Here is a 12,589-nt window from a genome sequence, read left to right on the forward strand (position 1 = left end):
TGTACCCCGACGCTCACAGTAGTCTGGACTCTCGTGGACATCATTCCCCCGCGGCTCAAGGAACCGGCCTATCGGCTCTACGAGATGCGGTTGCGTCAGGAACTGACGCGGTCCAAATCCGAGCTACCTCGCCATATCGCCGTGCTGTGTGACGGCAACCGCCGCTGGGCGCGTGACGCAGGTTACGACGATGTCAGCATCGGCTACCGGATGGGCGCCGCCAAGATCGCCGAGATGCTGCGCTGGTGCCAGGCCGCCGGCATCGAGATGACGACGGTCTATCTGCTCTCGACCGAGAACCTGCAGCGCGATCCCGATGAGCTGTCCGCCCTGCTGGAGATCATCACCGACGTGGTCGAGGAGATCTGCGCCCCGTCGAACACCTGGACTGTGCGCACCGTCGGTGACCTGGAGTTGTTGGGGGAGGAGCCGGCCCGTCGATTGCGCGAGGCCGTCGAATCGACGAACGGCAGGGGCGGGAAGTTCCACGTGAACGTCGCCGTCGCCTACGGCGGACGTCAGGAGATCGTCGACGCCGTGCGCTCACTCCTGTCGAAGCAACTTGCCAACGGTGCCACCGCCGAACAACTCGTCGAATCCGTCACCGTCGAGGGGATCTCGGAGAACCTCTACACCTCGGGCCAACCCGATCCGGACCTTGTCATCCGCACCTCGGGTGAGCAACGGCTCAGTGGATTCCTGTTGTGGCAGAGCGCATATTCGGAGATGTGGTTCACCGAGGCGTACTGGCCGGCGTTCCGTCGTGTCGACTTCCTGCGCGCATTGCGCGATTACACCGCCCGGCATCGTCGCTTCGGAAAGTAGGCGTGCCAGACTTGAGGCATGGCTGCGCTGTCGGCAGTGGTTTTCACCCTCAGCTGGTGGCTGGGGCTCTACCTTCTCGCCCGCGACCCGCGTAAGCCCGTCCTGGCCCTCGCGGCGATCGGGCTGACCAGTTTCGCGCTCGTGGTCGCGCTCGATGCGGTCCGGCTCGTCACCGGCTCGGAAACGCTCAGTCGCGTCGAGATCTATCTCGTCGCGGTGCCGGGTATCGCCTGGTTCGCAGTGATGGTCGAACTTGCTCGCCCTGCCGATACGTTCCGGTCCCGCGTGGGTGAGATCGCGGCGATCTTCGCCGTGGCGGTGCTGGCGTTCGCCGGGGCGGCGCTGGCGGGCAGCGTCGACGGGCCGTTGCGGACCGGTCACTGGGTGATGTTCGCGGTCATCTCGGTGTCCTCGCTGGGCGCCATGATCAAGGCGGTGGTCGGCGGCGCGAAACCGGGATCTGTCGTGGGCTTCATCATCGTCGCGACGCTGTTCTTCGCACTGGGCAACGCGATCCTGGTGATCCCGCTCGGGTTGGTGCCCAGCTGGTTGGCGTTGGCCTCCACCGGATTCGACGTCGCTCTGCTCGGCGTGGCGGTCGCGATCTGGGATGCGTTCGACGAAGGACAGGCGTTACGTGCGGACATGCGCCGCTCGATCATCGGCACGCTGGTGATCGCTGTTCCGTTCGCTGCCCAGGCTCTGATCGGCATGTATGTGCTCGACGCCGGGACCGGCCGCACCGTCATGACGATCCTGCTGTTCACCAGCCTGGCTGTCGCGGTCGCCGTGGAAGTGCTGGCCGATCCGCTGGCCGGGCTGTTCGACCGGCTGGCATTCGCGCGGTCTCCGGACCTGCGCGCTGATCGTGAAGCGTTGCGCCAGACCGAGGCTGCGCTGCCGCTGCGATCGGATCACCCGCTGGGTGGCATCGACGACGACGCCTTCGCCCGACTCACCCGTCGTGCCCTCGGCCATTACGGCGATCTGTCCAAGCTGGTCGCCAGCCCGCTGACCTCGTTGCCCGCCATCGACGCCCGGCTCACCCAACGCGGGGCGCCCGATCAGCCACTGGAGCGCGCGAACGAACTCAAGGCGTTGCTGGCCGACCGCATCGCCGCACTCAAGCCTCGCGACAGCGGTGACTTCGGCACCACCGAGCAGTGGCGCCACTACAACTCGCTGTACTTCCCGTACGTCGTCGGGGTCCGCGCCTATGCGCAGAACGCCACCGCTGCTGGGCTGGACCCGGTGGCACGGCAGGCCTGGCAGTGGTTCGTCACCGAGGTGCCGCAGCGGTCACTGCACAACTGGCAGAACGCGGCGGCGCGCGTGATCGCCGCGGACTTGCGCGGCGATCTGGCGCCGGCAGTCGGCTCCACGGGCCGATAGGGAGTTCCCACTCCAGAAACCGCCTGACCTGGGTTTGGCAGTGCTTGGCAGTGTTTGGCGTCGATCTGGCAGCGCCCGCTGGGCAGGGTCGGAGGTGTCCCACCAATCGACACCCTCGTCCCGAGGAGCCCGACATGACCGCCACGCTGAACCAACCTTTGGCCGACTCCACCACCGACTCGGCTTCGGAAGCTTCCCTGCTGAGATTCGCTCTGCGCGCTGATGCCACCGTGTGCGCCGGCGTTGGCCTGCTGGCGTCCATGGCCGCCGATCAGCTGGCCCGCATCGCCGGTCTGTCGGCCACGGCCGGGTGGCTCGTCGGCGGCGCACTCGTCGCCTACGGCGTCCTGCTGTACGGCCTGGCCGCGGTGTCGCGGGTCCGGCGCGTCGGCGTCGGCGTCCTCGTCGGCAACGTGGCCTTCGCGATCGTCACGGTCGTCGCCATCGCGACCGGCCGGCTGGCGTTGACCGGGACCGGGAACGAGTTGGTACTCGGATTCGTCAGTGCCACCGCAGTACTGGCCTGGCTGCAATACCGCGGAGTGCGCCGCCTGGCGTGACTCCGTCGGAGAGCCGGTGCGGGGGTGCCGGCGGAAGAGGTTACGACGCGTATCCCCGCACCGTGCTCCACCACCCGAAGTGATTGCACGACACGAGAACACCACCGGAAAGAAGGAGAATCATGACCGCCATCACCGCCACCGGATCCGCAGGCACCAAGAGAACCGATTCGCTGCTGCGCCTGGCAATGCGGCTGGACGCAGTCCTTGTCGGCATCAGCGGGATCGCACTGCTGGCCGCGGCCGGGTGGTTCGCAGATCTCACCGGGCTGCCGGCATCCGTCGAATACGGCGTCGGCATCTTCTCGGTCGTCTACGGCATCGCGGTGTTCGCCCTGGCCGGGATTGAGCGGGTGCGTCCCGCCGGCATCGGCACCGTGATCGCCAACGCGACGTGCACGGTGATCGCCCTGGTCGCCGTTTTCACCATGGCGCCGACGACTGCGGGCGTCGTATTCATCATCGCCACCGGCATATACACGTTGGCGATGGCCGAATGGCAGTACGTCGGGGTCAAGCGCATCCCGGCCTGATCTTTCGCCGTACAGCGCCCAGGGCCCAGGCTCTGGGCGCTGTCTGCGACCCGATGCCCGAGCCGCTACAGCTTGCGCAGTCGCAACCGGTTGATCGAATGGTCGGCGTCCTTGCGAAGCACCAGGGTGGCGCGCGGCCGGGTCGGCAGGATGTTCTCGATCAGGTTGGGCCGGTTGATCGAATGCCAGATGTCACGGGCTGCGAACACCGCCTGCTCATCGGTCAGGGTCGAGTAATGGTGGAAGTGCGAGGCGGGATCGGCGAACGCCGTCGAGCGCATCGTCAGGAACCGCGAGATGTACCACTGTTCGATGTCCTCGATACGTGCGTCGACGTACACCGAGAAATCGAACAGGTCCGAAACCATCAGCGCCGGTCCGGTCTGCAGGACGTTGAGGCCCTCCAGGATCAGAATGTCCGGATGCCGCACCACCTGCTTCTCGCCCGGCACGATGTCGTAGAGCAGGTGTGAATACACCGGCGCACAGACTTCGTCGGCGCCCGATTTCACCGCGGTGACGAACCGCATCAACCCGCGCCGGTCGTAGCTCTCCGGGAACCCCTTGCGGTGCATGAGGTTCCGGCGGTTGAGCTCGTTGTTGGGGTAGAGGAACCCGTCGGTGGTCACCAGATCCACGCGGGGATGGTGACCCCAGCGGGCCAGCAGGGCCTGCAGCACACGGGCGGTGGTCGATTTCCCGACTGCCACGCTGCCCGCGACGCCGATGACGAACGGCACGGGTCGGTCCGGATTCTGCTGCGGCTCACCGAGGAACTCCGAAGTTACGGCGAACAAACGCTGCCGGGCGGCCACCTGGAGGTGGATCAACCGGGCCAGGGGCAGATAGACCTCTTCGACCTCGAGAATGTCGAGTTTCTCGCCCATACCCCGCAGGCGCAGCAGCTCGTCCTCGGTGAGTTTCAGCGGTGTCGACATGCGCAGTGCACGCCATTGACTTCGGTCGAACTCCACATAGGGGCTCGGCTCGCTCGGCCGCGGCATCCGATCAGTCTTACATCTACGGTTGGGGGCATGGCTAACGGGATCGAGAAAAAGACGGGCTCCGGAACCGACACAGTGACGGACGCGGCCACTCTCATTCGCGAATATCTGCTCCTCGGCCTGCGCTTCGACCGCGTCGAGGACGGTTACGTCGACTCCTTCACCGGTGACCCACAACTACGCCGTGCGGTCGAGAACGAGCCTGCGCCGGACCCGGCCGATCTTGCTCGGCAAGCGGATCGGCTACTGGCCCAGATCCCCGACGACCTCGACCGCGACCGCGCCGAATACATTGCCGCGCATCTGCGGGCGCTCAACTGCGCGGGCCGCAAGTTCGCCGGTGAGCAGGTCGGATTCGTAGACGAGGTGCAGGCCTATTTCGATGTCAGGATCAGCAAGGGCGATCCGGAGAAATACCGCCAGGCCCACGCCAAGCTCGATGAGGCACTCGGTGGCGCCGGGCCACTGGCCGAGCGGATTCAGGCGCACCGCAGCGGGGACGAGATCCCGCCGGCCCGGCTGGAGGAGTGCATGCACGCGTTCTCCTCGGCCTTGCGCGACAAGGTGCGCGCCGCGTACCCGCTGCCGGAGACCGAGACCATCACCTACGAGGTGGTCACCGACAAACCGTGGTCGGGGTTCAACTACTACCTCGGTGACTACAAGTCCACCGTCGCGGTCAACGCCGACCTCAAACAGCAGATGGCCAACCTGCCCCGACTGGTGGCCCACGAGTCTTACCCCGGTCATCACACCGAGCACTGCAGGAAGGAAGCCGGGCTGGTCGCCCGCGACAATCAGCTGGAACAGACGATCTTCCTCGTCAACACCCCGCAGTGCCTGATGGCCGAGGGTCTGGCCGACCTGGCGTTGCATGCGATCGTCGGGCCGGGTTGGGGCACGTGGGCTGCCGACATCTACGCCGACGTGGGACTTCGGTTCGACGGGGAGCGTGCCGAGGTGATCTCGGAGGCGGTGGCCGGGCTGGCCGACGTGCGCCAGGACGCGGCGCTGATGCTGCACGACGAGCATCGCGACGTCGACGAGGTGGTGGAGTTCCTCAAACGGTGGCTTCTGGTCGACGACGTACGGGCCAGGCAGATGCTGCGGTTCCTGTCGTCGCCGTTGTGGCGGGCCTATACGAGCACCTACATCGAGGGGTACCGGCTGCTGCGCCGATGGTTGGACGACCGTCCCGCCGGCGTCACGCTGACCCAGCGCTTCGGTCGGCTCCTCGATGAGCCGCTGATCCCGTCGACGCTGGGGGTTTAGGCTCGCGAGTGGCTCAGTTGCTTTGCTGAGCTAGCTCACGCCTTTCGGTGCTCGTGCCATCTGAGTGTTTGGGCCGGGCAGTCGATCCGCTGCTGAAAAGTACTGTTGAATGTGCAAATACTGACCTTGATGCGGGCGGCGGCCGGTCAAGGATTCCCACCCGCCCGACAGCTTGATCGGGCTTGTTGCCGAAGAGTAGAGTGTTTGCTGAGCATCGTGCGACGGAACCAGGCGGCAGCAAGGGAGTCGACATGTCTGCAACAAGCACGCAATCGAACCGGGTCAAGTACCTGGCCGGTGTGGTCGTAGCAGCGGGCTCGATGTCGCTGGCCGCATTCGTCGGACCCGCGGTGGCGGCCAATGCCGACCCCGTCGTGATTCTGAATGGCGAGACGGTGGACCCGCCCACGCCTGGCCTGGTGAGCCCCTGGCCCGGCGGTGCGTGGGCCGGCCATGACTGGAGCACGGGTTGGCCCGGAGGTGCCTGGGCCGGTCACGACTGGAGCAAGGGATGGCCGGGCGGAGGCTATGCCAATGGCAAGGCCGGCGGCGCCTGGAACCACACCGCCGAGTGATCTGACCACCGCCGGTTGTCCCGGCCCGGGTCCGGTCAACGGCCACAACCGCTCCGACTAGGCTAAAAGGCATGGCAGCAGACCCGTCCTCCACCTTGCCCGCGGCTTCCGGCGCTGATTACGCCGACACCTCAAGTGCCGCTTACCAGGCTGCGTTGCAGGTCATCGAATCCGTCGAGCCCCGGATCGCGGCAGCCACCCGCAAAGAGCTTGCCGATCAACGCGATTCGCTGAAGCTGATCGCCAGCGAGAATTACGCCTCCCCGGCGGTACTGCTCACCATGGGCACCTGGTTCTCCGACAAGTACGCCGAGGGCACCGTCGGGCACCGCTTCTACGCAGGCTGCCAGAACGTCGACACCGTCGAGGCCCTGGCCGCCGAGCATGCCCGCGAACTGTTCGGCGCCCCGTACGCCTACGTACAGCCGCACTCGGGTATCGACGCCAATCTGGTTGCCTTCTGGGCGATTCTGGCCACTCGAGTCGAGGCACCCGAGCTCGCCAATTTCGGCGCCAAGCACGTCAACGACCTGTCCGAGGCCGACTGGGAGACGCTGCGCAACAAGCTGGGCAACCAGCGACTGCTCGGCATGTCGCTCGACGCCGGGGGACACCTCACCCACGGGTTCCGGCCGAACATCTCCGGCAAGATGTTCCACCAGCGCAGTTACGGCACCAATCCCGAGACGGGGTTCCTCGACTACGACGCCGTCGCCGCCGCGGCTCGCGAATTCAAGCCGCTGATCCTGGTCGCCGGTTACTCGGCCTACCCGCGTCGGGTGAACTTCGCAAAGATGCGTGAGATCGCCGACGAGGTCGGCGCCACCCTCATGGTCGACATGGCACACTTCGCCGGCCTGGTGGCGGGCAAGGTGTTCACCGGTGACGAGAACCCGGTGCCGCACGCCCACGTCACCACGACCACCACCCACAAGTCGCTGCGCGGTCCGCGTGGCGGCATGGTGCTGGCCACCGAAGAGTTCGCGCCGGCCGTCGACAAGGGCTGCCCGATGGTGCTGGGCGGGCCGCTGAGCCACGTCATGGCGGCCAAGGCCGTCGCCCTGGCCGAGGCGCGCCAGCCGGCGTTCCAGTCCTACGCACAGCAGGTCGCCGACAACGCGCAGGCGCTGGCCGACGGCTTCGTCAAACGTGATGCGGGTCTGGTCACCGGTGGCACCGACAACCACATCGTGCTGCTGGACGTGCGCTCGTTCGGGCTGACCGGCCGGCAGGCCGAGTCCGCGCTGCTGGACGCCGGCGTCGTCACCAATCGCAACTCGGTCCCGGCCGACCCCAACGGCGCCTGGTACACCAGCGGCATCCGGCTGGGGACCCCGGCGCTGACGAGCCGCGGATTCGGCGCCGACGACTTCGATCGCGTCGCCGAGCTGATCGTCGAGGTGCTGTCCAACACTCAGCCCGAAGGGACGTCAAAAGCCAAGTACAAGCTGGCCGACGGCACCGCCGAGCGCGTGCACGCGGCCTCGGCCGAGCTGCTCGACGCCAACCCGCTGTATCCGGGCCTGACCCTCTGATCGGGGCTGAGCGGGGCCGTCGGAATCACAGTGGGCTGAGTTTCAGAAACCTGTAAACCCGGGTTACAGTTACCTCATGGCACAGAAACCTGTCGCTAATGCGCTGACCTTGGAGCTTGAGCCCGTTGTCGAGGCCGAGCTGCGTCGCCACCTGGATACCGAGGATCTCTGGTACGCGCACGATTACGTGCCGTTCGACCAGGGCGAGAATTTCGCCTTCCTCGGTGGCCAGGACTGGGATCCCTCGCAGGTGACGTTGCCCAAGACCGTCACCGACGCCCTGGAGATCCTGCTGATCACCAAGGACAACCTCTCGGGATATCACCGCGAGCTCGTCGAGCACTTCATTCTCGAGGACAAGTGGGGCCGGTTCCTGGGCCGCTGGACGGCCGAGGAGCACCTGCACGCCGTCGCGCTGCGCAACTACCTCGTCGTCACCCGTGAGATCGACCCGACGGCAAACGAGGACGTCCGCGTCGAGCACGTGATGAAGGGTTACCGCGCCGACAGCTACAGCCAGATCGAGACGCTGGTGTTCATGGCGTTCTTCGAGCGCGCGCACGCGGTGTTCACCCGCAACCTGCGGGCGCAGGTCACCGAGCCGGTGCTGGGCGCGATGGTCGACCGCATCGTCCGCGACGAGGAGCGCCACGAGCTGTTCTTCGCCAACCTCGTGTCGCACCTGCTGGGCACCCACCGCGACGAGACTGTCGCGGCCGTTGCCGCCCGCGCCCGTGAGCTCGATGTGATCGGCGCTGACATCGACGCCTACCAGGACAAGGTCGCCCTGGTGGCCCAGTCCGGCATCTTCGACAAGGCAGCTCTGGCGAAGGTCATCTCCGACCGGATCACCGCCTGGGGGCTGGCCGATGAACCCCAACTCCAGGAGTTCATCAACACGTAACGCGCCGGGCGTCATACACGCGGCGCGCCAGCCAGCAACCCCGCCGCGGCGGGAGTAGCGTCAAATCCGATGGCTAGCGACATGCTCTGCTGTCCGGACGGTACCGATCGGTTAGATCACGAGAGGACCGGCTCCGGTCCTGGTGCCGCAGTGTCCACCGAGCAACTCGTGTGGGGCCGCGCGGGTTCTAGGAGCGCCACGTGACTGATTCGCCTGTCCGTACCTATGTGCTCGACACGTCCGTGTTGCTGTCCGATCCATGGGCATGCAACCGGTTCGCCGAGCACGAAGTGGTGGTCCCGCTGGTCGTGATCAGCGAGCTGGAGGCCAAACGGCATCACCACGAGCTGGGCTGGTTCGCCCGGCAGGCGCTGCGGATGTTCGACGATCTGCGGCTTGAGCACGGGAGGCTGGATCAGCCGATTCCCGTTGGGGCAGAAGGCGGTTCGCTGCAGGTCGAGTTGAATCACATCGACCCGTCAGTCCTGCCCGCGGGCTTCCGCACCGACACCAACGACACCCGGATACTGGCCTGCGCAGCCAACCTCGCTGCAGAGGGTAAGCGAGTTACGTTGGTGAGCAAGGACATCCCGCTGCGGGTCAAAGCCGGCGCGGTTGGCCTGGCTGCCGACGAGTATCACGCACAGGATGTCGTGGTGTCCGGCTGGACCGGCATGGCCGAGCTGGACGTGGCGGCCGAGGAAATCGACACCTTGTTCGCCGACGGCGAGATCGATGTCGCAGAAGCTCGGGATCTGCCCTGCCACACCGGAATTCGGTTGCTCGGTGGCAGCTCTTCGGCGCTCGGCCGGGTCAACGCCGAGAAGCGGGTGCAGTTGGTGCGTGGTGATCGCGAAGTGTTCGGCCTCCGGGGAAGGTCAGCCGAACAGCGCGTAGCCCTCGATCTGCTGCTCGACGAATCCGTCGGGATCGTCTCGCTCGGCGGCAAGGCCGGCACCGGCAAATCCGCACTCGCTCTGTGCGCGGGTCTGGAAGCGGTACTCGAACGCCGGACCCAGCGCAAGGTCGTGGTGTTCCGTCCGCTGTATGCCGTCGGTGGACAGGACCTCGGCTACCTGCCGGGCAGTGAGAGCGAGAAGATGGGCCCCTGGGCTCAAGCTGTCTTCGACACTCTTGAGGGGCTGGCGAGCCCGGCGGTGCTGGAAGAGGTGCTTTCCCGCGGAATGCTGGAAGTGCTTCCGCTGACCCACATTCGGGGCCGTTCGCTGCACGACTCGTTCGTGATCGTCGACGAGGCGCAGTCGTTGGAGCGCAATGTGCTGCTGACCGTGCTCTCGCGGCTGGGAGCGGGCTCGCGAGTGGTGCTCACTCATGATGTGGCCCAACGGGACAACCTGCGGGTGGGCCGCCACGACGGCGTCGCGGCGGTGATCGAGAAGCTCAAGGGTCACCCCTTGTTCGCCCACATCACGTTGCAGCGCAGCGAACGCTCGCCGATCGCCGCGCTGGTCACCGAAATGCTGGAGGAGTTCAGTCCCGGCGCCCTGCCCTGAGTGATTTGTGTGCGTTTACCGGCGCTCACCGCCGGTAAACGCACACAAATCGCAGGCCGGTAGGCTGCCGGGGTGGCGAGGCTACCCAATAGTCAGGCGTGGCGGTGGACCGTAGTCGGCGTGACCGCCGCCATCGTGGTCCTGGTGGTCGGGGTGCTCACCGGGCACATCCGCCGGGACGACCCCGATCACGTGGACTGCGCGACGGAGAAGTGCATCGCACTGACCTTCGACGACGGCCCCGGCCCGTACACCGACCGGCTCCTGCAGATCCTCAAGGACAACGACGCCAAGGCCACATTCTTCGAGATTGGCAACAAGGTCGCCGCCAATCCCGAGGGTGCCAGGCGGGTGGTCGAGGCCGGGATGGAGCTGGGCAGCCACACCTGGGAACACCCCAACATGACGACCATCCCGCCTGAGGAGATCCCGGCGCAGTTCAGGAAGGCCAACGACGCCATCGAGAAGGCCACGGGACACCGGCCGAAGCTCGTGCGCACAGCGGGCGGCTTGATCAACGACCAGGTGCTCGCCGAGGCCCGCAAGCAGGGGTTGGCCGACATCAACTGGGACGTCATCCCGTTCGACTGGGCCAACGACGCCAACATCGCTGCGACCCGCTACATGCTGATGACGCAGATCAGGCCCAATAATGTCGTACTTTTTCATGACACCTACTCGTCCACCGTCGACCTGGTGCAGCAGTTCATCCCGGTACTCAAGGCGAACGGTTATCACCTGGTGACCGTCAGCCACATGCTCGGTGAGCGTGAGCCGGGGACCAGTTACGGCAGCCGGGACAACGGCCCGCCCGTGCCGCCGGCAGAGGCGCTCAAGGACATCCCGCCGGAGGAGATCCCCGCGCTGCCCGCGACACCGTCGCCCGCGCCGATGCCGAACTTCCCGATCACCGATATCCCCGGGGCGAATTCGGGTGGCCCCAACAACGGTGCCTGACAACTGAGACACACATCGCGTCGGGTTGAGGACCAAAGACCCTAACCGGCGGGCCCGGGCACGACGAGGCTTGCAGCATGCCTCACACGATGTTCGATACAGCGACCCTCACCCGTGTGGTGCAGTTGGCATCGCGGGCACCTTCCCTGCACAACACCCAACCGTGGCGGCTGGTGGCCCAAGGTGATTGCCTGCATCTTCATCTCGATCCCAACCGGGTGGTGACCGCGACCGACCGGTCCTCGCGTGAAGCGATCATCAGCTGCGGTGTGCTGCTGGACCATCTGCGGGTCGCCATGGCCGCGGCCGGTTGGGAGACTGCCGTCGATCGTTTTCCCAACCCGAACGACCTCGACCATCTGGCGACGCTTCAGTTCTCGCCGATGGACTTCGTCACCGATGCCCACCGCAGGCGGGCCGATGCGATCCTGGCCCGGCGCACCGATCGCCTGCCGATGACCGGGTACGTGGACTGGGATTCCTTCGAAACGTTGTTGCGGGCGCGGATGTCCGACAGCCCGGTACATCTGGACGTGGTGGCCGAGGACATGCGTGGCATCGTGGCCGAGGCGGCGGAGCTGACCGAGTCACTGCGTCTCTACGATTCCGCCTATCACGCCGAACTGGCTTGGTGGACAACGCCGTTCGCGACCGAAGATGGCATCCCGCAGAGCTCCCTGGTCTCGGCCGCCGAAAGTGAGCGGGTGGCAGTGGCGCGCACTTTCCCGGTCACCGCACACAGCGATCGGAGGCCCACCGTCCGCGATGATTCAGCCACGCTGGTCGTACTGTCCACTGACGGGTACAGCCGCGTAGACGCCCTCGACGCGGGCGAGGCACTCTCGGCGCTGCTGCTGGAGTGCACGCTCTCGGGTCTCAGCACCTGCCCGGTGAGCCACGTGACCGAGTTGCACGCCAGCCGCGACATCATCGCCGGCCTGATCGACCGCGACGCCTGCCCGCAACTGCTGGTACGGATCGGCATCGCCCCGACGCTCACCGACGCACCGCCGCCCACGGCGCGCCGCCCCGTCGACACCATCCTGACCTTCGAATAGGAGATGACCATGACCGACACCATGATCGCCCCCGCCGCCACAGCTACCGCCGCTGGTGCGGCCGTCGTGGTCGAAGCCGACGGCCGCGCCGCCAGCAACGACGCGCTGCACACCGCGATCGAGGAGGCCGCGGGACGTGGCGCACCGCTGCGGGTGCTGACCACTTGGGGAGCCCGGCATCGCGCGATGTACGACGCGACCGCTGTAGCCGAGCGTGACCGGTTGTCGGCGGCGCAGCTGGAGCGCCGGCTCGCCCGTGCGCTGAAACGCTTTCCGGACCTCGATGTGCAGAGCATCGACGGCTACGGCAGCGCTGCGGAATACCTGACGGCACACCCGGAGGCGGCCCAGATGCTCGTGCTCGGTGCCGACCAGCCCGATTCACCCGAGTTGGGGACCGCGTTGGCCTCCTCGGGTTGCACGGTGGTCACTTGCGGCCGGCGTCCCCGGTTGTGAGACT

The 12,589-nt window shown here is 66.4% G+C and carries 13 protein-coding genes; 12 read left to right on the plus strand and 1 reads right to left on the minus strand.

The window, feature by feature from the left end; all coding sequences use genetic code 11:
- Nucleotides 1-33 precede the first annotated feature (33 nt).
- The 4 genes from ACZY08_RS19555 to ACZY08_RS19570 all read left to right on the plus strand — a co-directional run bounded on the left by ACZY08_RS19555 (nt 34) and on the right by ACZY08_RS19570 (nt 3,310).
- Nucleotides 34-825: a (2Z,6E)-farnesyl diphosphate synthase gene (locus ACZY08_RS19555; RefSeq protein ID WP_463746274.1), complete on the plus strand. Its 792-nt coding sequence runs from the start codon at nt 34-36 to the stop codon at nt 823-825.
- 18 nt (nt 826-843) lie between these two features.
- The gene (locus ACZY08_RS19560; protein WP_463746275.1) at nt 844-2,217 is read left to right on the plus strand and encodes a hypothetical protein; all 1,374 of its coding nucleotides are present in this window, start codon (nt 844-846) and stop codon (nt 2,215-2,217) included.
- 134 nt (nt 2,218-2,351) lie between these two features.
- Nucleotides 2,352-2,777, plus strand: a complete 426-nt coding sequence (locus tag ACZY08_RS19565; RefSeq protein ID WP_463746276.1) for a hypothetical protein — start codon at nt 2,352-2,354, stop codon at nt 2,775-2,777.
- Between the two features lie 122 nt (nt 2,778-2,899).
- Entirely contained in the window at nt 2,900-3,310 is a 411-nt protein-coding gene (locus ACZY08_RS19570; RefSeq protein WP_463746277.1) for a hypothetical protein, read from the plus strand.
- Between the two features lie 65 nt (nt 3,311-3,375).
- Here the strand turns inward: ACZY08_RS19570 and coaA are convergent, their stop codons facing one another.
- Nucleotides 3,376-4,314, minus strand: coding sequence for a type I pantothenate kinase (gene coaA / locus ACZY08_RS19575; protein ID WP_463746278.1), 939 nt, complete (start codon nt 4,312-4,314; stop codon nt 3,376-3,378).
- Between the two features lie 30 nt (nt 4,315-4,344).
- On the opposite strand from coaA, the gene ACZY08_RS19580 reads away from it, so the two are divergent.
- The 8 genes from ACZY08_RS19580 to ACZY08_RS19615 all read left to right on the plus strand — a co-directional run bounded on the left by ACZY08_RS19580 (nt 4,345) and on the right by ACZY08_RS19615 (nt 12,585).
- The gene (locus tag ACZY08_RS19580; protein ID WP_463746279.1) at nt 4,345-5,586 is read left to right on the plus strand and encodes a DUF885 domain-containing protein; all 1,242 of its coding nucleotides are present in this window, start codon (nt 4,345-4,347) and stop codon (nt 5,584-5,586) included.
- Between the two features lie 251 nt (nt 5,587-5,837).
- Nucleotides 5,838-6,161 (plus strand): hypothetical protein, encoded by a 324-nt coding sequence (locus tag ACZY08_RS19585; RefSeq protein ID WP_463746280.1) that lies wholly within the window; start codon nt 5,838-5,840, stop codon nt 6,159-6,161.
- A gap of 71 nt (nt 6,162-6,232) precedes the next feature.
- Nucleotides 6,233-7,696 carry a glycine hydroxymethyltransferase gene (locus ACZY08_RS19590; RefSeq protein ID WP_463746281.1) on the plus strand — a complete coding sequence of 488 codons (1,464 nt, stop codon included), beginning with the start codon at nt 6,233-6,235 and terminating at the stop codon, nt 7,694-7,696.
- A 76-nt stretch (nt 7,697-7,772) separates the two neighbouring features.
- On the plus strand, nt 7,773-8,600 hold the full coding sequence (locus tag ACZY08_RS19595; protein WP_463746282.1) for an acyl-ACP desaturase: 828 nt from the start codon (nt 7,773-7,775) through the stop codon (nt 8,598-8,600).
- Nucleotides 8,601-8,800: 200 nt separating this feature from the next.
- Complete coding sequence (locus ACZY08_RS19600; RefSeq protein WP_463746283.1) at nt 8,801-10,114, plus strand: PhoH family protein; 1,314 nt, start codon at nt 8,801-8,803, stop codon at nt 10,112-10,114.
- Between the two features lie 72 nt (nt 10,115-10,186).
- Nucleotides 10,187-11,071 (plus strand): polysaccharide deacetylase family protein, encoded by an 885-nt coding sequence (locus ACZY08_RS19605; RefSeq protein ID WP_463746284.1) that lies wholly within the window; start codon nt 10,187-10,189, stop codon nt 11,069-11,071.
- A gap of 77 nt (nt 11,072-11,148) precedes the next feature.
- Nucleotides 11,149-12,129: an Acg family FMN-binding oxidoreductase gene (locus ACZY08_RS19610; RefSeq protein WP_463746285.1), complete on the plus strand. Its 981-nt coding sequence runs from the start codon at nt 11,149-11,151 to the stop codon at nt 12,127-12,129.
- A gap of 9 nt (nt 12,130-12,138) precedes the next feature.
- Nucleotides 12,139-12,585, plus strand: a complete 447-nt coding sequence (locus tag ACZY08_RS19615) for a universal stress protein (protein WP_463746286.1) — start codon at nt 12,139-12,141, stop codon at nt 12,583-12,585.
- Nucleotides 12,586-12,589 lie beyond the last annotated feature (4 nt).

The organism is Mycobacterium sp. IDUB_9, assembly GCF_055419505.1.